The organism is Actinomadura opuntiae (assembly GCF_030283205.1).
Classification (GTDB): Bacteria; Actinomycetota; Actinomycetes; order Streptosporangiales; family Streptosporangiaceae; genus Spirillospora.
Window position 1 is genome coordinate 157141 of sequence record NZ_JASNWF010000005.1, and the last position, 24071, is coordinate 181211.

Sequence of the window (24071 nt, forward strand, 5' to 3'; positions counted from 1 at the left end):
TGTGCGGACAGTTTCAGGGTGACATGAAAACGATATTCATTCCAGCATCAGCGCGCCGGAATCCGGTAGGCGGCGGGCGGCGTCGGGGTGGTGCCGAAACAGGTCGCGACCGGATCCTCGACCGAGCACCAGCCGGGCCGGCGGACCGGCACGTATCCCGAGGGGACGCCCCGGTTCCCGATGATCGAGCGATACGTCGCGACGGCGTCGGTCGGACGGCGGGCGAGGGACGGGTCGGTCAGCGCGTCCACCGTGTAGAGGCCGAAGCGCGGCCGGAAACTGCCCCACTCGTAGTTGTCGGTGAGGCTCCAGTAGTTGTAGCCGATCACCTTGACCCCGTCGGCCATCGCCCGCTGGATCCAGTAGATGTGATCGCGGAGATGGTCGCTGCGGGTGTAGCCGTCCGGGCGGGGCTTGCCGTCGTCGGTCGACATGCCGTTCTCGACCACGTACACCGGCAGCTCGGGCAGCCGCCGCTGGTAGTTCTTGAGGACGTAGTACAGCCCTTCCGGCTCGGGGTCGATCTTCCAGAACTCGCCGGTCAGCGCGTAGCCGGCGGTGAGGTTCTGCGCGTTGGCACCGTAGTAGTAGTCGATGCCGATGAAGTCGAGCTTGTCGGTCACCTCGTTGAACAGGGCGGCGTCGAAGATGCCGTTCAGTGCCGTCCCGTACGCGACGTTCGTCGAGACCGGAGCACCCGGATCGATCTTGTGGATCATGTCGTAGGCGGCGCGGTGGGTCGCGACGAGCGCGGTCCGCATGGCGGACAGCTGCCCGAGGTCCATCGGCCGCATCGTCAGCTCTTTGTACATGTAGGCGCTGGCCTCGTTGAACGTGATCCAGATGACGCCCTGGCGCTTGTAGCGGTCGACGATGAACCGGGCGTTGCGCAGCCAGTCCGCCCGGGTCTTCGGGTTGTCCCAGGCGCCCTGGTCGGCCACCCATCCGGGATACACCCAGTGGTCCAGCGTGATCATCGGCCGCATGCCGGCGGCGCGGATCCGGCGGATCAGGTCGTCGTAGTAGGCGATGGCCTTCGGATCGCGGACGCCCGGCCTGGGCTCGATCCGCGCCCACTCGACGGACGTCCGGAACACGTTTACGCCAAGGTTCCGCGCGAGCTTGATGTCGGCCGGGTAGCGGTGCAGGAAGTCGACCGAGTTCTTGTACGGGTCGCTGATCCCGGGCGCCTTGCGCTTGACGTACCGCGTCCAGTTGCTGTCGGGGAAGGAGCCTTCGCCCTGGAAGCCGGACGTGGCGACGCCCCACAGGAACCCGCGGGGGAACTTGGCGGTCTTCGCGGCGGACGAGTCGGGGCCGGTACGGGCATGGGCGGCGGGTGGGGCGGTCACCGTGACGGCGGCCGCGAGGGCGAGAGCGGGGAGCACGCGCGCGAGGCGCGTTCTGCCGGACCTGCGGAACACGGGACTCCCTCCGGGCACCGGACATGAATCTCTCTCGGACTACAGGTCCACGCGGGGCCGGAGTCAATCCCCGGCACATGGCCGGATCCGGCAACGCTGAGTCCTTGATCCACCACGCGCCGGACAGACGTGACCGAATCAACACCTTCGCGACCATTTACCGTCTCCTCCGGTGACGAAGCCCGCGGATCTCGCGGCCAGGCCAGTCAAACGCCGCACCCGCGCCGCCGGAACTGGAACCGCGTTCTGTGGATAACCGCCCCGGCCAGGAAGTCCGGAAGACCTTGATCGACCCGCGTATCCGCAGCTTGTGGCCCACTTCACAAAAAGCCGGAAAATGATCTTAATGTGCCCAGGCCGGACGGCTTTCGCCACTCCCGTCCCGCCCGCCCCCGAGGCTTTGTGATCTACCTGAGATTTGCCTGAGCCGCCGAAGTCTGGCTACGTTCCTGCCCGGTTCATGCGGCACGGCAAGCCGCTCGGACAACAGAACACGCACCGACGCGCGGCGGCGGCACGTGTCCGGCCGCTCGAAGGAGCGGCCGGCGCCGTCCCACTGGGGCGCCACCACGGCGCCGCGGCGGACGAAGCCCGCGTCGATCGCCTAATCCGTGCAGACGAGAGGCACGGAGCCGGAAGCGGCCCGCAGGCCGCGGCGCCCTCCCATGGCGCCGCGAACACCCGGACGGACGCGCGGCATCCCGAACCCCACCGATTCACACGCGGGGTGACGGCTGCCCGGTAGGCACCGACCGCGAGATCTGGAGTCATTCTGCATACCCCCCGAATCCCCCTGAAGACCGGAATCACCGCTGGTGGCCTCGTGCTCACCACGACCACGGCGGTCGGAGCGACGCTTCTGCTCGCGAGCCCTGCGGACGCCGGCACCAACGTCCCGCAGCGCGTCGCTCTCACGTCAGCGGCCACTCAGGCCGCCGGGGCGAAGGCCACGGGCGCCAAGGCCGCGCCCGTAAAGGCCACGTCCACGACGTCACGCGCCGCCAAGCAGAGCAACCGCGCGGCCGTCGCCGTCAAGTACGCCTCCAAGCAGATCGGTGACCCGTACCGGTACGGCGGCTCCGGACCCGGCTCGTGGGACTGCTCGGGCCTGGCGCAGGGTTCCTGGCGCAAGGCGGGCGTCAAGCTTCCGCGGACGACTCAGCAGATCTACAGCGCGGTGAAGCACAAGGTCTCCTGGAAGAGCGCCAAGGCGGGCGACCTGCTCTTCTTCTACAGCGGCCGGACGCACGTGGGCATCTACGTCGGGCACGGCTACATGATTCACGCGCCCCACTCGGGCTCGCATGTGAAGAAGGTCAAGCTGACCCACTACTACAAGAGCCAGTTCAACGGCGGTGTCCGGCCCGGTTACTGAGCCGGACGCATAGGCGAGGGCCCCGTACCGGACGACACCGGTGCGGGGCCCTCGGCCTGCGGCTCTCGGCCTGCCCGCCTAAGCCGACTAGTACAGGTCCTTAAGCCAGAGCTATGAAAGCGCCGGGTAGTCGGTGTAGCCGCGGTGGTCGCCGCCGTAGAAGGCAGCGCGGTCGGGCTCGTTGTAGGGGCCGCCCGCCTTGATGCGGGCGGGCAGGTCCGGGTTGGCGAGCCACAGCTCGGCGAAGGCGACAGCGTCCGCGACGCCCTCCCGCAGCGCGTCCGCGCCGTACTCCGGCCTCGCCGGGAAGGACTCCGGCGTCGGGTGCGGGTTGAGAATCAGCGTGCCCGGCCATGCGGCGCGCAGGCGCCGCGTCCTCTCCCGGTCGCCCAGTTCCAAGACGTGCAGGTATGCGAGCCCCAGCGGCGCCAGCGCCTCCAGCAGCGCGGCGTACAGCTCGTCGGTGTCGCTTTCGCTGACGCCATTGGCGTTGCTACCGGGTGACACACGGAATCCCACGCGCTCGGGTCCGATCGCCTCCGCGACCGCCTTCGCCACCTCGACAGCGAACCGGATGCGGTTCTCGATCGTCCCGCCGTAGGCGTCGGTCCGCTTGTTGCTGCCGTCCGTCAGGAACTGGTGGATGAGGTAGCCGTTGGCGCCGTGCAGTTCCACACCGTCGAAACCGGCCGCGATGGCGTTGCGCGCTGCGGCGGCGAAGTCGTCCACTGCCTCGGCGATGTCGTCCAGGGTCATCTCACGGGGTTCCGGGTGGTCGAGCATGCCCTCGGGTGTCCACATCTGCTCGCCCGTTGCGATCGGGGACGGCCCGATGGGCAGGCCACCGTCCGGATAGAGCGAGGGGTGCCCGACACGTCCGGTGTGCATGAGCTGCGCGAAGATGACGCTGCCCTCCGCGTGGACCGCGTCGGTGACCGCCCGCCATGCCCCCACCTGCTCGTCGCTGTGCAGACCCGGCGTCCAGACATAGCCCTGGCCTCGCACGCTCGGCTGCGTCCCCTCGGTGATGATGAGCCCCGCACCGGCCCGCTGCGCGTAGTACTCGGCCTGTAGCGCGGTCACCTTGCCGTCGTTGACGGCTCTGCTCCGCGTCATCGGGGCCATCACCAACCGGTTGGACAGCTCCAGCTTCCCGGCCGACAGTTGCTCGAACAATTCGTCCACGACGTCCTCCTAGTGGCGTTCTCGCTGGTGAAGAAGCTACGAGCGGACCGGTACGCGGCGAATCAGTAAGGTTTCGGTAGTACGCCCCGTAGTTTGGATCCGTGCTTTACGGGCGGAACGACGAACAGGCGCGGATCTCCGCGCTGCTCGCGCGGGCGCGCGGCGAGGGACGCAGCGGCGCGCTGCTGCTGCGCGGCGAGGCGGGCATCGGCAAGTCGGTGCTGCTCGACCACGCCGCGGACCTGATGGCGGGCGACGACGGGGCGCGGGTTCTGCGGGTCACCGGGATCGAGGCCGAGTCCGGCATCACCTTCGCCGGGATCAACCAGCTCCTGTGGCCCGTCCGCGACCGGCTGGACGGCCTGCCCGGACCGCAGGCGGAGGCCCTGAGAGCCGCGCTGAGCGGCTTGGGGCCGTCCGGCGAGGTTCCGCCCGCCCGAGACCGGTTCACGACCGGCCTCGCCGTCCTGACGCTTCTGGCCGACCTCGCCGAGGACGGCCCCGTCCTGTGCCTGATCGACGACGCCCAATGGCTCGACGGCGCGACCGCCGAGGCGCTCCTGTTCGCCGCCCGGCGGCTGGCGGCCGAGGGCGTGGTGATGCTGTTCGCCGCGCGGGACGACGCGTTCACCGGCGTCGGCCTCCCCGAACTGCCCCTTGAACGGCTGGGACGCGACGACGCGGAGCGGCTCCTCATCGAGCACGGCCTTGCGCCGGCGGTCCGGGACCGCGTCCTTCACGAGTCGCGTGGGAATCCGCTGGCGCTGCGCGAGTTCGGCATGGCCGGGGCCCGGTTGCCGGACGGTTCCCGACCGTTGCCCGTCACCGACCGCGTCGTCGCGCGGTTCCAGAGCCAGATCGACGAGCTTCCCGACAAGACCCGCCTGATGCTGCTCATAGCCGCCGCCGAGGGACGGGGATACATGCCGAGCCTGCTCGGCGCCGCACGCGAGATGGGTGTCGGCCTAGGGGACCTGGAGCAAGCCGAACGGGCCGGCTTGGTGGAGGTGAGCGGACGCTCCATCGCCTTCCGCCACCCCCTCGTCCGGGCCGCCGTCTATCAGGGCGCTGTGGCGAATTGCCGTATCGCCGTCCATCGCGCATTGGCGTCCTCCTCCGAGGACGCTGATTGCCGTGCGCGGCACCGCGCGTCAGCGGCCCTGGGACCGGACGAGGACATCGCCGTCGATCTGCAGGACGCCGCAGAGCGCGCGCGGAGGCGCACCGGGTACGCAACGGCGGCAAGGCTCTACGAGCAGGCGGCATACCTCAGCCCCGACATGGACGCGCGCGCCGCACGGTTCCGCGCCGCGGCCAGCATGGCGCTCCAGGGCGGTCGCCCGGACGAGGCCGAGGACTTCGCCGCCAAGGCGGGCACGCTCACCGACGACCCCACGGAACTCGCGCGCCTCGGCCGTGTGCGCGCGGTCGTCGAGTACGAACGCGGCAACCGGCGCGCCGCCGCACGCATGATGGTCGAGCACGCCGCCCGCGCAATGCCGGACGACAAGGCGGCGATGCTGCGGGCGGGCGCCACCTATGCGTGGACCTCTGGAGAGACGCCGGCCCTACTGCGCGCCGCCGAATCGCTACCGGACGACGCGATGGTCGGCGGTCTCGCACATCTGGCCGGTGACGACCTCGCGTGCGGGGTGCCTCTGCTCACCGGCCTCGTTGCGCACGCGCGTACGACCACGCCGGAGCCGGGTACCGCCGCCGGCCTGGACGAGGCGGCGCAACTCGCGCTGATCCTCGGCGACGACGAGGCGGCACTCGAGCTGGCCGCCGCCGAGGCCGCGCGCTGCCGCCTGAACGGACTGATCGGCGCGCTGCCGGGCGTCCTGCGGACGCAGGCGCAGGCACAGGTCGCGACGGGCCTGCATACGGACGCCGAGGCCACCCTGATCGAGGCGATCTCGCTCGCCTGCGACACCGGACTGCCCAACAGCGACTGGCGGCTTTCCGCCGTGTTCGCCCGCGTGGCGGCGGTCGAGGGCGACGAATCCCGGTTGTGCGCCATGCCGGAGAACACCGGCGGGGCGCTGGGCCTCCTCGAACTCGGACTCGGCCGGTACGACGACGCGCTCCGCCACCTGGAGGCCGTCCCCTACCAGTACAGCGCGGACACCATGCTCGCCATGGCGGACCTGGTAGAGGCCGCCATGCGCGCCGGTCAACCCGAACGTGCCCGCGCACCGCTCGACCGATTCCGCGCCTGGGCCGACGCCGTGCAGCAGCCGTGGGCATTGGCGACCGCCCTGCGCTGTGAAGCCCTCCTGGCCGACAGCGAAGAACCCTACGAACAGGCCATCCGCCTACACGAAAAGGCGACGCGCCCATTCGAAAAGCCCGTACCGAGCTTCTCTACGGAGAGTGGCTACGCCGGACCCGTCGTCGCACCGACGCCCGTACGCCTCTTCGCTCCGCGATGGAAATCTTCGAGCGGCTACGCGCCAAGCCCTGGCTCGACCGCGCACACGCTGAACTGCGCGCCACCGGTGAGTCCGGCTCTACATCGACTCCCACCGCGCCGGTACTGCTCGACCGCCTCACCCCACAGGAACTCCAGGTCGTCCGTCTCGCCGCGGAGGGCATCAGCAGCCGCGAGATAGCCGCGCAGCTGTTCCTCAGCCGCCGGACGGTCGAATACCACCTCTACAAGGCCTATCCCAAGCTCGGCATCTCCTCCCGCAAGGAACTCGCCCGCCTCGCTCTGGAACCCTCATCCACATGACCGCGACCGCTGCGGAACGCTCGCACGCCTCACTCCTGGCCCTCTCCGTAGGCGACGCCCTCGGGTCCCAGTTCTTCGTCCCCGACAACCGCCCCGCCTTCGAGACCCAGACCCTTCCGCCAGGGCCATGGCAGTGGACGGACGACACGGAGATGGCCGCGTCCATCCACCTCGTCCTCTGCAAGCACAACACCATCGACCAGCGGGCGACCCGTCCGAGGCGGCCCGCCAAGCGGTCCTTGCCTCCGAGATAACGCACCCCCATCCAGAGGCCATCGCGCGGGCGCGATCGCCGTAGCCGTGGCCACGGCCATCGCGCCCGGCAACCCGTCACCGGGCGGCTTCCTGGACGAGGTCCTAGAGCACACGCCCCAGGGCACGGTCCGCCAAGGCATCGTCGAAGCGCGCCGGCTGCTGACCATCGGCGACCCGACGACCGCCGCCGCCATCCTGGGCAACGGCCGCCAGGTCGCCGCACACGACACCGTGCCGTTCACACTGTGGGCTGCGGCCCGCCATCTCGGCGACTACGAGCGGGCGTTCTGGACCACAGCGGCTGCAGGCGGCGACATCGACACCACCTGCGCGATAGTCGGCGGCATCATCGGACACCCGCCCGCTGCCTGGCTCGCCGAAACCGAGCCGCTCCCTAACTGGTGCCTACAGGCCGCGCTATGAGACGGGGAGGTGGCGGCCAAGGAACTCCTCCGTGAGGCGCCACGCCCGGTCCGCCGGCTCCGGCTGGTAGAACATCGGGGCCTTCCGGTTGTGGAAGGCGTGCCCGCCGTCCTCCTGGACGTGGATCTCCATCCGTTCCCGTCCCTCGACGGCGCGTTCGACGGCTGCGACGTCCTCCCGCGGGATGTAGTCGTCCGACCCGCCGAAGTGGAACTGCAGCGGCGCCCGCACGGCGTCGAGCGCCCCCAGCGCACCGGGGACACCACTGCCGTAGAACGAGACCACGGCATCCGCCTCAGCTCGTGTAGCGAGCAGATAGGCCAGCGTCCCGCCGAAGCAGAACCCGATAACGCCCACCCGGCCGTCGACCTCCGGCAGTCCCCGGAGGGCTTCCAGCGCCGCCTCCACATCGTCCTGGCCCTTGTCCCAGTCGAACTGGGACACCATGGACATCCCCTTAGGCAGGGCCTCTTCGGTGTGCTTCGTCGTCCAGTTCGGTTGGATCCGCCAGAACATGTCCGGAGCGGCCACCACGTAGCCCATCGCCGTCAGATCCGCGGCGACCGCCTCCATGTACTCGCCCACACCGAAGATCTCCTGGATGAGCAGGATCCCCGGCCCCTGCCCACTCTGGGGCGTCCACACGTGCAGCCGGAAATCCCCGTCCGGCACCTTCACCGTTTCGATTCGGGTCATGTCACCCGATGATCGCGTATACGGCGCTCGCCCGCGCGACCGGCGCGGCATCGGTCGCCATCACGATGTCGGCGAACGCCAGCGTCCGCCCCAGCTTGCCTAGCGTCACCGTCACCAGCACGTCCGTCCCCATAACGGGACGCATGAACGACGTGTTCAACTGGACCGTCGTCATGGGAACGAAGCCGCCCTTGGCACCCGCCACAGCGATGACCACGGCGGTGTCGGCAGCGGCCATCAACGCCTGCCCCGACACGGCGCCGCCCTCCCGCGCCAACCGTTCGGACCACGGCAGCCGCAGCACGGCGGTCCCGTCCCCCACCTCCTCTACGACGAGCCCCAGGTCCAGCACCCAGGGCGCGAAGTTGTCACGAAGGATCCCGGCAGCGTCCTCAGGCTTCACCGTCACACAGTCATGATGCACGCTGTGGGCATGCACGAGGAGATCTTCCAACCCGCCACCTACGCCGCCGGAGTCCCCTACGACGCCTTCCGGAAGCTGCGCGCGGAATCTCCCGTCGTCTGGATCCCGGAACCCGCCGTCGGCTCCTGGCCCGCCGGCACCGGCTACTGGGCGGTCTTCTCCCACACCGACGTGAAGCACGTCCTGCGCTCCCCCGACCTCTTCTCGTCCAATCTCGGCGCCACCCAGATCCGCGACCCCGACACGCCCGAGGACCTCGCGTTCGTCCGCGCGATGATGCTCAACCAGGACCCGCCCGACCATTCCCGCCTGCGCCGCATCGTCGCCGCCGCGTTCACCCCGCGCGCCGTCCGCGCCCTGGAAGAGACCATCGAACAGCGAGCCCGCACCCTTATCTCCTCCGCCCTCGGCAAGGAGACCGACTTCGTCGAGTTGGCCGCCGACCTCCCGGTATGGACGCTCGCCCACATCATGGGCGTACCGGACAGCGACCGCCGACTCCTATACGACTGGTCGTCGCGCGTCATCGGCTACCAAGACGACGAGTACGCCGGTCTCTCCACTGCCGACACCGCCACCATGAGCCCGATGGCGCAGAAGGCCACGCAACACCGCCCCACTACGTTCACCCACCCGGACGGCCGCCCCGTCAACCCGCGCTCCTACGCCGCCCTGGCGGACATGTTCGCCTACGCCCACGCACTGGCGGCCGTCAAAAAGCAGAACCCGTCGGACGACATCATGTCCCGCATGCTCGAAGGCGGACTCACCTCCCACGAGTTCGAGAACATGTTCTTCCTCTTCGCCGTCGCCGGCAACGAGACGCTGCGCAACGGCATCCCGGGCGGCCTCCTCACCCTCCTGGACCACCCGTCCGAACTCGCCCGCCTACGCGCCGACCCGTCCCTGCTCCCCTCCGCCGTCGAGGAGATGCTGCGCTACTGGCCGCCCGTCATGGACTTCCGCCGCACCGCCACCACCGACCTCACCCTCTCCGGCCGCGACATCAAGGCCGGCCAGAAGGTCGTCGTCTACCACGCCTCCGCCAACCGCGACGAGACCGTCTTCCCCGACCCGGACCGCTTCGACATCACCCGCACCCCCAACGACCACGTCAGCTTCGGCTTCGGCCCCCACTTCTGCCTCGGCGCCCACCTGGCCCGCACCCAGATGCGCGCGATCTTCCGCGAGCTCCTCCCGCACCGCGTCGAGCGCACCGGTCCCCCCGTCCGCCTGGCCTCCAACTTCCAGAACGGCCTCAAGCACCTCCCCGTCCGCCTCACCCCCACCCGCTAACCCCGTCGCGAACCCCTCCCCCCTCTCGGTACGCTTGCTGGACGGGTCGCTAGCTCAATTGGCAGAGCTCCGGACTTTTAATCCGTAGGTTGTGGGTTCGAGTCCCACGCGACCCACCACCCCTGACCGGGGCAAACGCAAGGACGTCCCGGTTTGCTCGCCCGCAGCAACTGGCAGCCGAGCCGACCTGAGCCTGCAACCGCGGACACGAATCCGCAGCCCTGCATCAGCAACTCCGCTGGCCCCTTGCAAGACCAGCGAGCGATCCAGCAGCTCGCACCTCGCCACCCCGGCCAACTGCCCGATCAGCACTGTGCCTGCCGAAAACTACGTCCGTGCAGGTGAGAGGTGCAGGGGGTGGGCTTCGGCGCGGGGCTTGATCAGTAGCAAGGACAGGCCAGGGCGAGGTGGTTGCCGCGGGATGATGGGCGGTTGCGCTGTTGCGACTGGCCTACATGACCGTGACCAACGCGTTCGCGGTGCTGCGTCTGCTCCCAATGACCGATCGGGACAAGGACACCGAGATCCTGGTGTCGCGGCATCAGATCGCCGTGTTGGAGCGCCGGCTTGCCGGAAAGCGGGTGCGATTCACTACGGCGGACCGGGCGTTTGTGGCGGCGCTGCTGCACCGGTTGCCTTCCGGTGCGCTGCGGCGGATGCGGCTCCTGGTACGGCCGGACACGGTGCTGTGCTGGCACCGGGACCTGATCGCGGGTCGGCATGCCGCCCGGTCCAGACCCAAGCGGCCGGGCCGGCCGCCCACCGTCCGCTCCGTCCGGCTGCTGGTGCTGCGTCTGGTGCGGGAACCCGGGCTGGGGCTACCGGCGGGTGCACGGCGAACTGCTGGTGCTCGGAGTCAAGGTCGCGGCCTCCACCGTCTGGGAGATCCTCAACGACGCCGGTATCGACCCGGCAGCCGAGCGTTCTGCCATATAGCCAATGCACGCCCGTTGCAGCCGCTGCCTCCGCCGATCAACGAAACAGACCGGATCGCCCACCTGAACATCCGAAGAAGGCAACGGCTGGGCGGAATCCTCCATAGTACGAGCATGCCGCTTGACCTGCGCGGACGAGGTTTTCGGCAGGACAGCGTTGGCCCGCGGCGGCCGGTGGGCGATACTCGGAAGCCCGCCACGCATGCGCCGGAGAACACGATGTCGCCGAACCTCGCGACCTGGCTGCCGGGCACCCTCATGGACCGGCTCCCCCCGGACGTCCGGGCGGAGATGCTGGCGGCGGGACGGCCCCGCCCGGTCGCGGCCGGCACCGTGCTCGTCCGCCAGGCCGAACCGCGCACCGAGGTGTACCTGCTGGAGTCGGCCACGCCCCGGGCGACCGCGTGCGTCAAGGTGGTGTGCGCCGCCGAGAACGGCACCGAGATCCTGCTCGGCTTCCGGTTCGCCGGGGACGTGGTGGGCGAGGGCGCCGGGCTGCGGCACGGCACCCGGTCGGCCACCGTCACCGCCTGCACCGCGATGACCGTCCGGGTCTTCCCGTGGACGACGTTCAACCGGCTGCTGCTGCGGTACCCGGACGCCTGGGCGTCGCTGGCCAGGATGGTCACCGACCGGCTCGACTGGGCCAACGACCGGCGGCTCGACTTCGTCGCCGCGGACGTCCCGACCCGGCTCGCGCGCGTGCTGGACGAGCTGGTGCGGCGGCACGGCCGGTGGCGCGACGGCGTCTGGGAGGTCGGCATCCGGCTCTCGCAGGCGGAGCTGGGCATGCTGATCGGGGCGCGCGAGGACGCCGTCGGCAAGGCGCTGCGGCTGCTGCGCCGCGCCGGGGCCGTCCGCACCCGCTACCGGGGCATCACGATCCTGGACATCGAGGCGCTGCGGCGGCACGCGGCGTCAGCGTGCTGACGCGCCCCGCAGCGCCTCGACCAGCTCGCTTGCCTCGGCGACCCGGTGCCCGCGCTCGGGGAACTCCTTGCGCCGGTACTCCAGGGCAAGCTCGGCGTTGCCGAGCGCGTCCGCCGGGGAGCGCGCAGCCTGCGTCCGGGCCAGCACGAGCAGGGCGTGGCCGGGGTCGAACCCCTCGACGCGGTGCAGCCACTGGTCGCTGACGAACCTCGCCTCCCGCTCGGCGTCCTGGTGCCTGCCCAGGGCGTCGAGCACCTCGGCGCGCCGCAGCCGTGCCCGCATGAGCGCGTCGTGGCGGTACCGGCTCCGGCGGAGGTGGTCGACCTGCGCGTCGGTCGTCTCGAGCGCCGCGTCCAACTCCGCCTCCTTCCCGCGGTGCAGGGCGAGCGACACCTGCGCGGCGCAGGCGACGGACCGCGCGTGCCAGGTGAACGGGTGGTCGGGCGCGAACGCGGCGGCGCGCCGCCCGGTCTCCGCGGCGGCCAGGTCCCACGCCTCCCGCAGGTCCTCCTCGGGTCTGGGGTCGGCCACCAGCGGGTCGAGGCGCCCGAACCGGCCGCGGTCGACGAGCGCGACGCTCAGATCGGTGCGGGCGCGGCCGGCCATGTCCTCGTTGGCGCCGTCCTCGTTCGCGCCGTCCGCGGCCAGCAGCTCCAGCCGGCGCGTGCGCCGCCGGACGATCTCGTCCAGCGCGCCGAACTCGCCGTAGATCCGCAGCAGCCGGACGTGCTGGGACTCGATCTCGGCGAACGTGCGGTCGGTCTCCGGCAGGGCGCGCGCGGCAGCGTCGCGCAGCGCCGTCCACGCCTCCAGCGACGCGCGCGGCGCCCGGCCCCGGCTCGCGGCGATCTCCTGGTGGCAGCGGATGTCGAGCAGCAGCGGGTCGCCGGGGCCGAGCGCCCTGGCCGCGTCCGCCAGCAGGTCGGCGTACAGGGCGCCGGGGGCCTCGGCGGCGATCAGCGAGCGCAGCCGGACGCGCAGCCGCGCCCGGGTGGTCTCAGGCATCGCCCTCCCCGTCGTGCTCGGCCGCGTAGGCGGCGAGTTCGTCGACCGCGTCGCGCATGAGGGCGACGATCCGCAGCCGGATCCGCGGGGGCATGCCGGGTGCGCTGTCCTGGATCTCCATGATCGCGTTGGACAGCCGGGCCTGCAGCTCCCGGTGGTCGGGCATCCGCGGCCCCTCCAGCCGCGCCTCGGCGCCGTCGATGACGTAGCCGTTCACCTCGCCGAGCCGCGCCGCGTCCCGCACGACCTGGCGCAGGACGCCGCGGGCCTGCTCCACGGTCGGCTCCCAGTTCCGGATGACCAGCAGATCCTCGACGGCGCACACCGGCGGGCCGTCGTCCAGCGCGGACGCGAGGGCGGGCTCGGACACGGCCCATTCGGCCACGACGCCGAGCAGCGTCCGCGTCATGACGGTGCCGCCGACGTCGCCGGTCCGGCCGAGGCGGCGCAGGCTCTCCAGCCAGCCGGGGCGGCCGCGCCAGTACGTCCACGCCTTCGCCTCGTTCACCAGCTCGTGGACGGGCACCGGCCACGGCCCTTTCGGGGGTGCGAAGGCGCGCGCGATGGCGGCGCCGCGTTCCCCCGCTTTGGCGTACCAGCCAATCAGAGGATTCTTCGCGTTATTGCCCGCCACCTGATAGTAGGTCGATTTCACCGGTGCGCACGCGAGTGCCTCGAAAATCTCGTTGTGGCTCAGCGGGCGCCCGGGATGATCTGTCAGCGCGCGCCGGGTGGCCTCGTAGTACGCGACCTTCGTGTCCCAGTGGTTCCTCGCCTCCCCGGAGCGGCGCGCGAACCCCTCGAACCAGGCGCCGGCGGTGGTCGTCTCGAGATCCTGCGGTGTCGCCATATCCCCCAGCCTCATCGCTCCTCAGGGCACCAGTATTGCCCGCATGACACATTTGAAGCGACATTTTGAAGCTTTGCCGTGTTTCTGCGGAGCGGAAACGGGCGAGGCGGCGAACATCTGTCCGCAAACACGCGATGCGGTCATCCCTAAACCGGCACCGGCGCCGACGCCGATTCGGTTTCCGAATCCCGTACTGGTCCGGGGTCCGCCCGCCGGGACCGCGCCACGATAGCGCCGTTCGACCAATTCGCACGGTTTGCGAAGGAGGACGCGATGACCCCGTGGCGCGCATTCGGCGGTGGCGACGACGACTGGCCGTGAACCCGGCGGCCCGGTGGGGCCGCCCGCACACCGGCGGGCGGCCCCACCGGGCTGCCGCGGATCAGTTGCCCTGGTGGGTGAACGCCCCCCACGACACCGGATCGGCCAGATCCAGCCGCCCGGCGTCCCAGGCGTAGTCCTCCGGCATCTCCGGCGGGATCGGCCGGTCCGGGTCCAGCATCCACAGCTGCGCCGCGCGCAGCGCGTCCACCGGGTCCGCGCCGTCCAGGACGAGCGCCCGGTGGAACATGAACATCAGCAGCGGCGTCACGCTCCCGGCCACCCGCCACCGCGACCCGACCACCGCGGCCGCCCCCGCCGTCTGGAACGACGTCGCGAGCGTGAGCGCCTCGTCGTGGTCAGCCGGGGTCACGTCGCTGACGCAGGTCGACAGCACCACCAGGCCGCCGGGCGCGTCCGGCTCGCGCCGGTGCGAGCGGCGCAGCAGCTCGTCCGCGCGCAGCTGCGCGGGGTCGCCGGCCGCGTCCACGAGCTTCACATGCGACCCGGCCGCCGACGCGGTCGTCACCCCGTGGCAGGTCAGCTGCAGCATCGACGCGCCGGGCGCGCGCCGTCCGGGCACGTGCGCGCGGACCTCCTCCGGGGTCGCGGACGGCTCGCCCGGACGGCGGGTGCGGCCCAGCCCGCGCGCGTCCGGGTAGAACACGTGGCGCAGGACGTGGGTGAGTTCCGCCGTGGTCTTCAGCTCGCCGGTCGGGTCGGCGACGAACACCGGATCCTCGAGCGGGTCGCGGCGCCGCCGCCCGGCCGCGGTCACGAACTGCCGCGCCGACGCGGCGTACGACAGCACGAACTCCCGGCAGGCGTAGCCGCGCCCGCCGTCCGCGCCCGTCCGGTACGCGACCTGCCAGGGGATGCCGCCCAGCGCACCGCACGGGACGAGCACGACGCGCGGCGCCCCCGCGATGCCGCGCTCCCCGGCGTCGGCGAGCAGCGGCTCGAACGCCGCCGACCACGCCCACGCGCCCACCGCGTCGAGCGCGTCCCGCCAGTCGGCGCCGTCGCCCGCCACGCCGGGCAACCCCACGTACGCGGCGGCCCGCTCGTCGTCGAGACGCAGCGCCGGCGCGGCCACCACCCGCACCACCCCGGCCCGGTCGGCGACCAGCAGCAGCCCCGGCTCGCCGCCCTCCCCCGGCACGAGGTACACCAGCAGGTCGGCGCCGACGGCGGCGAGCGCGGCGGCCACCCGCGCCGGCTCCGGCGCCGCCGTCAGCGCGGCCGCGTCCCCGGCGCGGTGCAGCGCGTCCAACACCCGCTGCCGCAGGTCCCCCGGCACCTGCGGGTCCAGCAGCGGACCGGCCAGCGCCGCGGCCGCCTGCGCCGCGCCGCCCGCCCCCGCCGGTTCGTGCGGGGGCGGCGGCCCCGCGTCCACCGCCCCCTGCTCGTCCCACTCATCCGCGAGTCCGGTGAACCCGCGGCCGCGCAGGAGCTCCGACACCGCCGTCGCGGACGTCGCCGCGTACAGCACCAGTCCCCGGCCCAGCTCCACGGCCTCCGCCGCGTCCGCCGCCCGGCCCTCCGCGACGCACCACCGCGCCACCCGCTGCGCCATCTCCGCGACGCCCCGCGCCGTGGCGAGCCCGTACTCCACCCCCGTCTGCAGCAGGACGTCCCCGATCCGCGCCCGCAGCGCCCCGAACCCCGCCGAGATCGCCAGCGCCGCGTCCCCGTCCTCGCCCCGGCCCCGGTAGGCGCCCGCCAGCTCCCACAGGACACGGCCCGTCATCGGGCTCGCCGGCTCGGCGGCCAGCAGCCCCGCCGCCTGCTCCAGCCGCGCCACGCCCAGCTCGCGGTGATCGGCCGCGCTCGCCGCGTCCGCCGGGCCGTCCGCCCCCCGGTGCAGGCCCTCCGAGTCCATCCGGGACCGGACGAGATGCGCGGCCCCGAGCGACCACAGCACGCCCGCCCGCTGGCCGTGCAGCACCTCCGGGACCGCCGCCGCCTCGCCGAGCCGCGCGATCCCCTCGTCCATCGCGGCCAGATCGCGCTCCAGCACCCCGTCCAGCACGCGGGCGAGCCCGCCGACGGCCCTCAGCGCCTGCCGGTTGCCGGCGTCGATCGCGTCGGCGTCCATCGCGGCCGCCAGCAGCGCGGCGCCCTCGCGCGCCGCGTCCAGCGCCTCCCCGGCGCCCGCCCGCAGAAGCACGTCGGCCTGCCGCATCAGCGCCCGGCCCAGCTCCATGTCGAGCCGCGACCGCCACGGGTAGGTCCCCGGCAGCGCCCGCTGCGCCTCCCGCAGGTTCTCGACCGCCCGCCGCAGCCCGTCCTCGTCGCCGTCCCGCCACGCGCAGGTCGCGGTCACCGCGCCCAGCAGGCCCTGGACGGTCCGCCACTCGAACTCGTCGCCGTCCGGCGGACGCCGCGTCCGGCAGATCACCTCCGCCCGCTCCAGGTAGCGCCGCGCGGCCTCGGCCTCCTCGATCCCGCCGCGCCGCGTGTGCCGGTCCAGCAGCACCGACCCGTACGTCGTCAGCATCGTGACGGCGAGCGGATCCTCGTCGCGGATGTCGCGCAGGGCCGTCTCCAGCAGCCGCGACGCGCGCGTCCAGTCGTCCTGCCCGCCCGTCAGCGCGGCCTTCAGCATCGTCGCCATGCCGAGCAGGTAGGTGTCCTTGGCCCGCCCGTCGCGGTCGCCGGGGTCCCGGCGGGCGCGCACCTGCTCCGCGAGCGAGATCACCTTCTCCACGCCGCCGGGGGTCGGCTGGAACGCGGTCACCCCCATCGTCAGCCCGGCGAGCCAGCGCAGGCCGTCCTCGTACAGGGGGTGGTCGTCGCCGCGCGCCCGCATGTGCTCGTGCGCCCGCTCGACCAGCTCGGGGCCCTCCGCCAGGTCGGCCGGGTCGCCGGTGCGCAGCCACGACTGCATCCGCGCCGCGCCGAGCTGCATCTCCAGCGCCGCCTTCAGCATGTCGCCCGGCTCCAGCTCGATGGCGCGTTCGAGGTCGGCCACCATCCGCGGGTCGGGCGGCCCCTGCTCGCCGCGCTCCCGGCGCGCGTCGGCCTCCAGGAACACCGAGAGCCCGACGACCTCGCGGTGGCCCGGGTCGCCCTCGTCGAGGCGCTCGCCCGCCTGGTCCAGCAGCGCCATCGCCCGCGACAGGTCGACGTCGTCCTCCTCGGCGGTGTTGTACACCTGGAACAGCACCGCGACGGCCCGCAGCACCACCGCCACCCGGCCCAGCTCCGGGTCGATGTCGTCCGCGTCGGCGAACCTGGTGAGGACGGCCACGGCCCGCTGCACGTCCGGGGAGTCGATGGCCGACAGGCCCGTCATCAGCGGCGCGAGGTCGTACAGGTCGGGCGGGCGCTCACCGAGCGGGACGGGCAGCCGCAGCACGCGGAACATCAGCAGGACGCCGAGCCACACCCCGGCGGTCTGCAACCGCCAACCCGCCGACCACGCCCCCGTCTCCGGCTCCGTCTCGGGCTTGGGCCGCACGGCGTCCGGATCGTCGGCGAGACACTGCTCGAACAGGTCGATCGCCTCGTCGCGGTCCGCCTCGGCGCCCGCCACCCGCAGGTAGCGGATCGCGAGCAGGTTCCCCAGCTCGAACCGCAGCGCCGGCAAGCGCGCGTCGTCCGGCGGCACGCAGGCGACGCCCTCGCGGTAGAGGGCGATCGCCTCCGCCGCGCGGTCCGCCGCGTCCGGGGCGTCGCCGGCGCCGAACGACGCGCTCTTCGACAGCGCCCGGCCGAGCGCGGCCAGCGCGTCCGGCCGGTCGCCGGGGGCCGCCGACGCGAGCCGCGCGCGGAGCGCGGCGATCGCGGCGTCCGAAAAGTCGCCGGTGTTCCAGGAGCCTGTCATCGCCGTCCTCCTCCGGGCGGGGCCTCACGCACGATCGTCATGAGCACGTCGCCGATCCGGACCTTGTCCTCGTGCCGGAGGGTCCTGCGGTCGCCGGCGGGCATCCGCTCGCCGTTCACGAACGTGCCGTTGAGGGAGTACTCGTCGCGGATCCACGGGGTGCCGTCCTCGTCCAGGCCGATCGTGGCGTGCCGCCGCGACACCAGGCCGTCCTTCTCCAGGAACCGCGCCGCCTCCGAGAACTCCGGGTCGCGGCCCAGCAGCGAGGAGCCGCCGGGCGGGACGGAGACCTTCTCCCCCGTGGTGAACACGTAGGCGAGGTTGAGTACCGAAAGGGTCGCCGTGGCCGCGTTCCCCGCTCGCGGTGCGGGCTCGGGACCGGGTGCCTGCGGCGCTGGCCGTCCCGCCGGATCTCCGCCGCCCGGTGCCTCGGTGCCTGCCTGCGCGGCCGTGACGTCATGCGAGGCCGTCGCGGCGGGTGCGTCCGACACCCGGTAGTCGGCGATGCTGCCGCACTCCGGACACGTGACATCGTCTGTCGCGGCGGCACCGCAGTTGGCGCAGACCAGCTCGTTCATCGCAGCTCCACGGACGGCGGGTCGCGGTGGACGGCGGTCACGGTCAGCCGCCCGCCCGGCTCCAGGCGGCGCCGGTCGAACAGCGCCCGCGCCAGCGGGTTGACGAACCCCGTCTCCACCGCGTTGAGGATCCCGCGGCCCCCGTTCGCGAGATCCTCGGTGCACCAGCCGAGCAGGTCGTGGCTCGCCCGCTCGCCGATCGTCAACGTCTGCCCGAGCTCCTTGCCCACGAGCCGCAGCACATTGCCGAGCGCGTTGTCGCAGATCCGCCGCGCGGGCTCCGGGCGGATGAAGTCGAACACCAGGATGTTGCCGCCCAGCCGGTTCAGCAGCTCGGGACGGCCGAGGACCAGGTTGAAGTGTTTTTGGACGCCCTCCGTCACCAGCTCGATCACCTCCTCGTACGGCTGGTCGGGGGTGACCTTGACGATGCGGACCTCGCGCTGCGGGTCCCACTCCTGGATGCCGAGGTTGGACGTGAAGATGAGGATCGTCTCGGAGAAGTAGGTGGTGTTCCCCCGCGCGTCGGTGAGCCGGCCGTCCTCCAGGATCTGCAGGAACTTGTCCAGCAGCCGCGGATGGGCCTTCTCGATCTCGTCGAACAGCACCACCCGGAACGGGTCCTGCCGGACCGCGTTGGTCAGCTCCCCGCCCGCCTCGTACCCGACATAACCGGGCGGCGCGCCGACCAGCCGGTCCGCGGCGTGCTCGGCGGAGAACTCGCTCATGTCGAAGCGCAGGTACGCCGACTCGTCCCCGAACAGCAGCGCGGCGATCGCCTTCGCCAGCTCCGTCTTGCCCACCCCGGTCGGCCCCGCGAAGAACAGCGTCCCGCGAGGGCGGTCCACCGACCGCCGGGCCTGCGCGCCGGTCAGCCCGAGCACCGCGCGCTTCAGCACGTCCAGCGTCCCCGCCACCGCGCGCTCCTGGCCGATCACCCGCGCGGGCAGCTCCGTCTCGGCCTGCCGGATGCGGTCCAGCAGGTAGCCGCGCCGCCACGGGTTGTCCAGCACGCCCAGCTTGTAGGTGCGGACGGCCTCGGGCAGGCTGGACGGCCCCGTCCCCCGGTCGGCGACCAGCTTCGTGACCTCCCCCATCGCCGCCAGGGTCAGCCCCTCGGCCGCGGCCGCGAACTCCTTCGCGGCCGCGGCCGCCCGCCCGGTCAGCGCGCCGTTCCCGGCCTCCTCGCGGGCGCCCGGCATCCGCCCGACCAGCAGCCGCGCCGTCTTCTCCCGCTCCCCCAGGTCGGGGGACGGCACCGCGATGTTCCGGACCCGGACGTTCCCGTCGCCCAGCCACGCCGGCAGGTCGCGGTCGCTCTGCACCAGCCAGACCACCGGGTTGTACAGCGGGCTCGGCCGGTTCTCGAAGCCGCCCTTGCGGGGCGCGGTCTCCGACAGCTTCAGGCAGCCGACGAAGAAGTCCTGCTCGGCCGGGGACAGCTCGGTGGGGTCGCGGACCAGCCGGGACGCGTAGTCCACGACGAGCCCGATCCGCAGCTCCGGGTGCTGGGTGACGGCCTTGATCCGCTCGTACAGCTGGGCGAGCGGGCCGTCCTTGTCGCCTCCCGCCTCCTTCTTCGCACCGGATCCGTCGAGGAGCCGCTCGACGGCCTGCCGCTCCTGCGCGCGCCGCGGGTCGCCGTCCGTCCTCGGGAACAGCGTGAAGCCGTCCACCTGGTCGTAGACGACGAGGCAGCTGTAGCCGTACCGCTCCAGGACCCGCCAGACGAGCGAGGCCAGCGGGACCACGGTGAAACCGCCGTCGCGGCCGGGGACAAGGAACCAGTCGCGCAGGTTGCCGTGTAACACGAACTGCGAGTGGACCGCGAGGGTGCTCTCGAACTCGCGGATGAAGGCGGGCCAGCCGTCGAAGGGCGCGGGACGTCCTCCCTCCTGTTTGTCGATGCGCACCCCCGGCCCGGGGATCGGGGGCGTGTCCGGTGTCGTCGTGGTCATCGTGGCCGCTTCCTCTCCTTGGCCTGCGGCCGCTTCCTGCCGCGGCCCTCCTCGTCGCCGCGTCGGCCCTTCCCGGCGGGTGCGGCGGTGTCGGCCGCCGTGCCGTGCGGTTCCACGACGCCGAGCAGGGTCATCTCCAGCCCGAGCGCCTTGACGTCGCCGCACACGCGGTCGAAGTCGTCGCGCCACCGCCGCAGCCGCGCCGCGTCCACGACCGTCGCCGGGTCGCCCACAGGGCCGTCGCCGAACGTGGCGACGACCTGCCCCTCCGCCAGCTCGAACCGCACCTCGTCGCCGTCCCACTCGGGGAGGGTGAGGCTCATCAGGGCGGCTCCCTCGCCGCGGCGCACCCGGTAGCCGAGCCGAGTGCAGGCCGCCGCGAGCGTCTCGGCGACGAGGCTCTGGTCGGCGATGTCCTGCATGTGCAGGACGGCGTCCTCGGCCCGCATGCGCAGCTCGGACGTGAGCGGTTCGCGGCCCGCCGCGACGGCTTCGAGCCGCTCCGCGACGTCCGCGAACGGTGCGGTGAGCCCGGCCGGGTACAGCTCGGGCGAGATCCGGTCGAGGCGCAGCCCCGCCAGGAAGCGGGTAGCGTCCTCGATGTCCGCGCGCCGCCGGCGGACGGCGGCGTCCACCTGCTGCTCGCGCGCCCGCAGCTCGCCGAGCCACGAGGACGCCGCCGCCGCGTTGCACGTGGACAGCGCCTTCCCGGCGGCCTCCAGCAGGGTCGCCGCCTCCTCCGGCGACGCCTTCGGCAGGGTGCGGCCGAGGATCCGGTCGACCGTCGCGGCGGTCTTCTCGCGGTCGCCGCCCTCGCCGCCGCGCCCGGACGCCGCCGCCAGCGCCTCGACCCGCGCGGACTCCGCCTCCCACCGCCGCGCCTGCTCCGCCCAGCGGGCCAGCCCGTCCGCCGCGGCGTCCGCGCGCCACGTCCCGCGCCTGGCCAGCTCGCCCATCCCGGCGTCGATGACCCGGCCCGCCTGCCGCCGCTCGGCCTCCTCGAGCCGCCGCTCGGTCTCCGCGCACCAGCGGCGCAGCTCGGCGACCGCGCGGCCCGCCGGGTCGAGCGGGCCGGGCAGGTCCGGCCCGGGGCCGCCGTCGAGCCGGCTCCCGGCGGCGCGCAGCACGGCGATCCGCGCGTTGACGTCCACGACGGCCAGCACCGCCTGCTGCCATTCCTGCGCGGCCGCGCACTGCTGCTCCCACTGCGCCGCGTCTTCGACGATGCTCTCCCCGAAGTCCCGCAGCCCGCCCATGGCGGCCCGCGTCATCACGACCGCGGTCGCGGCGAGCCCGACCGCGAGCACCGCGGTGCCCGCGACGGTCGCGGCGGTGGCCAGCCCGTGCATCCCCGCGGTCGCGGCCGCGTGCCCGGTCTGCGCGGCTGCGGCGCCCGCCGAATGCGCGACGGAGCCGCCCGCCGCGTGGGTCAGGCCGGCCTGCGACACCGCCGACGGCACCGCCTGCTGCGCATACATCGGCGCGAAGATCTTCCCGTTGCTCATCGTGTCCCCTTCGCCTGGGCCGGACGGCCGGACGGCGCGCGCGGGCCGTCCCGCCCGGCGGCCGACCCCCGTGCGGCGGCGCCGTCCGGGCCGACGGCCGTGGAGCGGCGCCGCAGGTACTCCTCCTGCCAGCGCCGGTAGCGGACGTGCACCCACGCGACATGCGCCGGGAGCACGATCAGCGGGAGCAGGAACGGCGCCGCCACGGTCACCCCGATCAGCGCCAGCGTCGTCCCCGCCACAACGGCGAACCCGAGCGTCCCCCTGGTCGCGAACCGGCCGCCGACGTCGCGGAAGACCCTCCCGACGCCCAGCATCAGCGAGAAGCGCGGATGGTAGGGGGCGCCGATCACCGCGGCCAGCCAGAGTTCGGCGCCCGCCTGCAGCGCCAGCGTGACCACCATGAAGATCCAGGCCTGCAGCAGCGCCACCGGCGACGCGATCTCCACCCGCGCGTTGAACGCCGTGCTGAGCAACAGCAGCAGCGTCCAGGCGATGAGCACCACGGCCATCGCCGCGCCCGCCCAGCCGAGCGCGACCGGACGGTCCAGGCGGCGCCAGCGCTCCACCCGGTTCCACTCGCGCACGCGCTGGTCGCGGCGGTCGGCCTGGCGGCGCAGCCGCTCCACCTCCGCGCGCGCCTGCCAGCTCACCGCGTACGCGGCCAGCACCCCGGCGGGCTCGTGCGCCTTGGCGAGGATCTCGTCGAACCAGTCGAGCCGGGCGTTGGCGCGCCTCAGCACCCGGTGCACCCGTGACCGCTCCCGGTCCAGATGCGCGCGCAGCTCGCCGACCGCGCCGGGATCGCCGGCCAGCCACAGCAGGTACGCCCGCTGCCGCGGCCCGCTCCACCTGGCCAGGACGTCCCGCACCTCGGGATGGTCGCCGGCGAGCCGGGCGGCCACGACGGTCCAGCGTTCGGTCTCCCACCGCCAGCGCCGGTCGACCTGGGCGAAGCCGGCGCATCCCGGTTCGGCGTCCAACTCGCGGAGCAGGCCGTGGTCCCACAGGTCGTCGACGATCTCACGGAGCTGCGCCGCCGTCCCGTCGCCGTCCATCGCCCGCCTGGCGAAGTCGGGCAGGTCGGTCATGGAGAGGGGCTCGCCCCGGTAGACGACCGTCCGGCCGTGGTCGAGCCAGCGCAGCAGGAGCAGCAGGTTCACGTTCCCGGGAAGGCCCGACCGCTCCAGCCGGACGGCGAGCCGCTCGCTCGTGTCCTCGCCGTCCGGGTCGTCGAACTGGGCGAGCCAGCGGCGCAGCTCGGCCCACGGTTCGGCCATCGGCTCGAAGAACCGCTGGACGCCTAGCCCCCAGTTGCGGGTCAGGTCGTGCGCGAGCGTGAACCGTTCCGTGTAGGGCGTGCCGTTGAAGCGCAGCTCGCGGCGCTGCGGCGCCGAGACGGGGCCGCGGTCGCGGGGAGGCCGCGGCGGGTCGCCGGCGAGCCAGGCCCCGACCTCCTCGGCGTCCCAGCGCGCGTCCCTGCTGTGCACGATCAGCCCCTCGCACAGCCACCGGACGCGCGGGTCGAGGTCGTCGGGCAGGGGGATGTTGCCGGCGATGATCTGGTCTCCGGCGTTGTCCTCGTCCATGCCCGCGAAGGGGTGCTCGCCCGCCGCCGCCTCCAGGACGAGCATCCCGAGCGACCACCAGTCGCCGGCCGCGGAGACCAGCCCGTTGAACAGCTCGGGCGCGGCGTACAGGGTCGTCCGCGACCCGGACCTGGTGCGCGCCTGGGACCGGCCGCCGAGGTGCACCGACATCCCGAAGTCGGCGAGCACGAGGTTGAGGGGGTCCTCGCCGCGGACCAGGACGTTCTGCGGTTTGAGGTCGCGGTGCGGGATGCCGAGCCCGTGCAGCTCGCGGAGCGCGCCGGCGAGCTGGCGCACCACCTCCTCGACGGTCTCCAGGGGGAGCCCGCCGGGGGTGCGCCGGATCAGGTCGTGGAGGGTGCCGCCGGGCACGTAGTCGTGGATCTCGTACGCGCGGCCGCCCTCGACGCCGCAGTCGAGCAGCCGCGGCAGCCGGGGCGACTTGTCGGCCTGCAGCGCCTCCCACACCTTCGGCTCGGGCCTGATCTCGCCGCGGTAGAGCTTCAGCACGTATTCGCCGTCGTCCGCCACGGCGCGGAAGACGTCGGCCTCGCCGCCGGCCAGGGAGAGCGGCGACACCTCGCGGAACCGGGTCAGCAGCGCGGGCGGGACCGTCTCCGGCTGGAGCGGCGCCGTCCCGCCGCCGCGCCGCCGGGTCGCTTGCGGACCGGGGACGGGTTCGCCCGGCCGGCGCCGGGTCGGGGGCGGCGGCTCGGTCATGGCCCGTTTCTCCTTTCCGGGCCACGCGTGCGGCGGCCG

At 72.9% G+C, this 24071-nt stretch carries 19 protein-coding genes and 1 tRNA gene; 9 read left to right on the plus strand and 11 right to left on the minus strand.

Annotated features, from left to right (window positions below):
- Positions 1-47: 47 nt before the first annotated feature.
- The gene (locus tag QP089_RS12010) at positions 48-1388 is read right to left on the minus strand and encodes a glycoside hydrolase family 1 protein (RefSeq protein WP_285911609.1); all 1341 of its coding nucleotides are present in this window, start codon (positions 1386-1388) and stop codon (positions 48-50) included.
- A gap of 859 nt (positions 1389-2247) precedes the next feature.
- Between QP089_RS12010 and QP089_RS12015 the strand changes: the two genes are divergently transcribed.
- Positions 2248-2799: a C40 family peptidase gene (locus QP089_RS12015; protein ID WP_285911610.1), complete on the plus strand. Its 552-nt coding sequence runs from the start codon at positions 2248-2250 to the stop codon at positions 2797-2799.
- 111 nt (positions 2800-2910) lie between these two features.
- On the opposite strand, the gene QP089_RS12020 is transcribed toward QP089_RS12015, so the two are convergent.
- Positions 2911-3984: an alkene reductase gene (locus QP089_RS12020; protein ID WP_285911611.1), complete on the minus strand. Its 1074-nt coding sequence runs from the start codon at positions 3982-3984 to the stop codon at positions 2911-2913.
- A 101-nt stretch (positions 3985-4085) separates the two neighbouring features.
- Between QP089_RS12020 and QP089_RS12025 the strand changes: the two genes are divergently transcribed.
- The 4 genes from QP089_RS12025 to QP089_RS12040 are packed head-to-tail and all read left to right on the plus strand — an operon-like array spanning position 4086 to position 7396.
- Positions 4086-6596: an ATP-binding protein gene (locus QP089_RS12025; RefSeq protein WP_285911612.1), complete on the plus strand. Its 2511-nt coding sequence runs from the start codon at positions 4086-4088 to the stop codon at positions 6594-6596.
- The gene (locus tag QP089_RS12030; RefSeq protein ID WP_285911988.1) at positions 6578-6718 is read left to right on the plus strand and encodes a response regulator transcription factor; all 141 of its coding nucleotides are present in this window, start codon (positions 6578-6580) and stop codon (positions 6716-6718) included. Before QP089_RS12025 ends, QP089_RS12030 begins: the two co-directional genes overlap by 19 nt.
- Complete coding sequence (locus QP089_RS12035) at positions 6715-6972, plus strand: ADP-ribosylglycohydrolase family protein (protein ID WP_285911613.1); 258 nt, start codon at positions 6715-6717, stop codon at positions 6970-6972. The genes QP089_RS12030 and QP089_RS12035 overlap by 4 nt, the downstream gene beginning before the upstream one ends.
- Before the next feature lie 46 nt (positions 6973-7018).
- Positions 7019-7396 carry an ADP-ribosylglycohydrolase family protein gene (locus tag QP089_RS12040; RefSeq protein ID WP_285911614.1) on the plus strand — a complete coding sequence of 126 codons (378 nt, stop codon included), beginning with the start codon at positions 7019-7021 and terminating at the stop codon, positions 7394-7396.
- Here QP089_RS12040 and QP089_RS12045 read toward each other — a convergent pair.
- Both QP089_RS12045 and QP089_RS12050 read right to left on the minus strand, forming a co-directional pair.
- A complete protein-coding gene (locus tag QP089_RS12045; protein WP_285911615.1) occupies positions 7391-8092 on the minus strand; it encodes a dienelactone hydrolase family protein in 702 nt (233 codons plus the stop codon). The two genes, QP089_RS12040 and QP089_RS12045, sit on opposite strands and share 6 nt — an antisense overlap.
- A gap of 1 nt (position 8093) precedes the next feature.
- Entirely contained in the window at positions 8094-8546 is a 453-nt protein-coding gene (locus tag QP089_RS12050; RefSeq protein WP_285911616.1) for a PaaI family thioesterase, read from the minus strand.
- On the opposite strand from QP089_RS12050, the gene QP089_RS12055 reads away from it, so the two are divergent.
- The 4 genes from QP089_RS12055 (at position 8526) to QP089_RS12070 (ending at position 11677) form a co-directional block, all read left to right on the plus strand.
- Positions 8526-9812, plus strand: coding sequence for a cytochrome P450 (locus QP089_RS12055; protein ID WP_285911617.1), 1287 nt, complete (start codon positions 8526-8528; stop codon positions 9810-9812). The two genes, QP089_RS12050 and QP089_RS12055, sit on opposite strands and share 21 nt — an antisense overlap.
- Positions 9813-9855: 43 nt before the next feature.
- A tRNA-Lys gene (locus QP089_RS12060) sits at positions 9856-9931 on the plus strand.
- Between the two features lie 601 nt (positions 9932-10532).
- Positions 10533-10748, plus strand: a complete 216-nt coding sequence (locus QP089_RS12065; protein WP_285911618.1) for a hypothetical protein — start codon at positions 10533-10535, stop codon at positions 10746-10748.
- Between the two features lie 218 nt (positions 10749-10966).
- On the plus strand, positions 10967-11677 hold the full coding sequence (locus tag QP089_RS12070) for a Crp/Fnr family transcriptional regulator (RefSeq protein ID WP_285911619.1): 711 nt from the start codon (positions 10967-10969) through the stop codon (positions 11675-11677).
- Here the strand turns inward: QP089_RS12070 and QP089_RS12075 are convergent.
- The 7 genes from QP089_RS12075 to QP089_RS12105 form a co-directional block, all read right to left on the minus strand.
- Positions 11666-12682, minus strand: coding sequence for a hypothetical protein (locus QP089_RS12075; protein ID WP_285911620.1), 1017 nt, complete (start codon positions 12680-12682; stop codon positions 11666-11668). The two genes, QP089_RS12070 and QP089_RS12075, sit on opposite strands and share 12 nt — an antisense overlap.
- The gene (locus tag QP089_RS12080) at positions 12675-13532 is read right to left on the minus strand and encodes a hypothetical protein (RefSeq protein WP_285911621.1); all 858 of its coding nucleotides are present in this window, start codon (positions 13530-13532) and stop codon (positions 12675-12677) included. Before QP089_RS12080 ends, QP089_RS12075 begins: the two co-directional genes overlap by 8 nt.
- 382 nt (positions 13533-13914) lie before the next feature.
- A complete protein-coding gene (locus QP089_RS12085) occupies positions 13915-17682 on the minus strand; it encodes a CHAT domain-containing protein (RefSeq protein WP_285911622.1) in 3768 nt (1255 codons plus the stop codon).
- Positions 17679-18260, minus strand: coding sequence for an FHA domain-containing protein (locus QP089_RS12090; RefSeq protein ID WP_285911623.1), 582 nt, complete (start codon positions 18258-18260; stop codon positions 17679-17681). The genes QP089_RS12085 and QP089_RS12090 overlap by 4 nt, the downstream gene beginning before the upstream one ends.
- A complete protein-coding gene (locus QP089_RS12095; protein WP_285911624.1) occupies positions 18257-20218 on the minus strand; it encodes an AAA family ATPase in 1962 nt (653 codons plus the stop codon). The genes QP089_RS12090 and QP089_RS12095 overlap by 4 nt, the downstream gene beginning before the upstream one ends.
- Positions 20215-21723: a hypothetical protein gene (locus QP089_RS12100; RefSeq protein WP_285911625.1), complete on the minus strand. Its 1509-nt coding sequence runs from the start codon at positions 21721-21723 to the stop codon at positions 20215-20217. The genes QP089_RS12095 and QP089_RS12100 overlap by 4 nt, the downstream gene beginning before the upstream one ends.
- On the minus strand, positions 21720-24032 hold the full coding sequence (locus tag QP089_RS12105) for a serine/threonine-protein kinase (RefSeq protein ID WP_285911626.1): 2313 nt from the start codon (positions 24030-24032) through the stop codon (positions 21720-21722). Before QP089_RS12105 ends, QP089_RS12100 begins: the two co-directional genes overlap by 4 nt.
- Between the last annotated feature and the right edge of the window lie 39 nt (positions 24033-24071).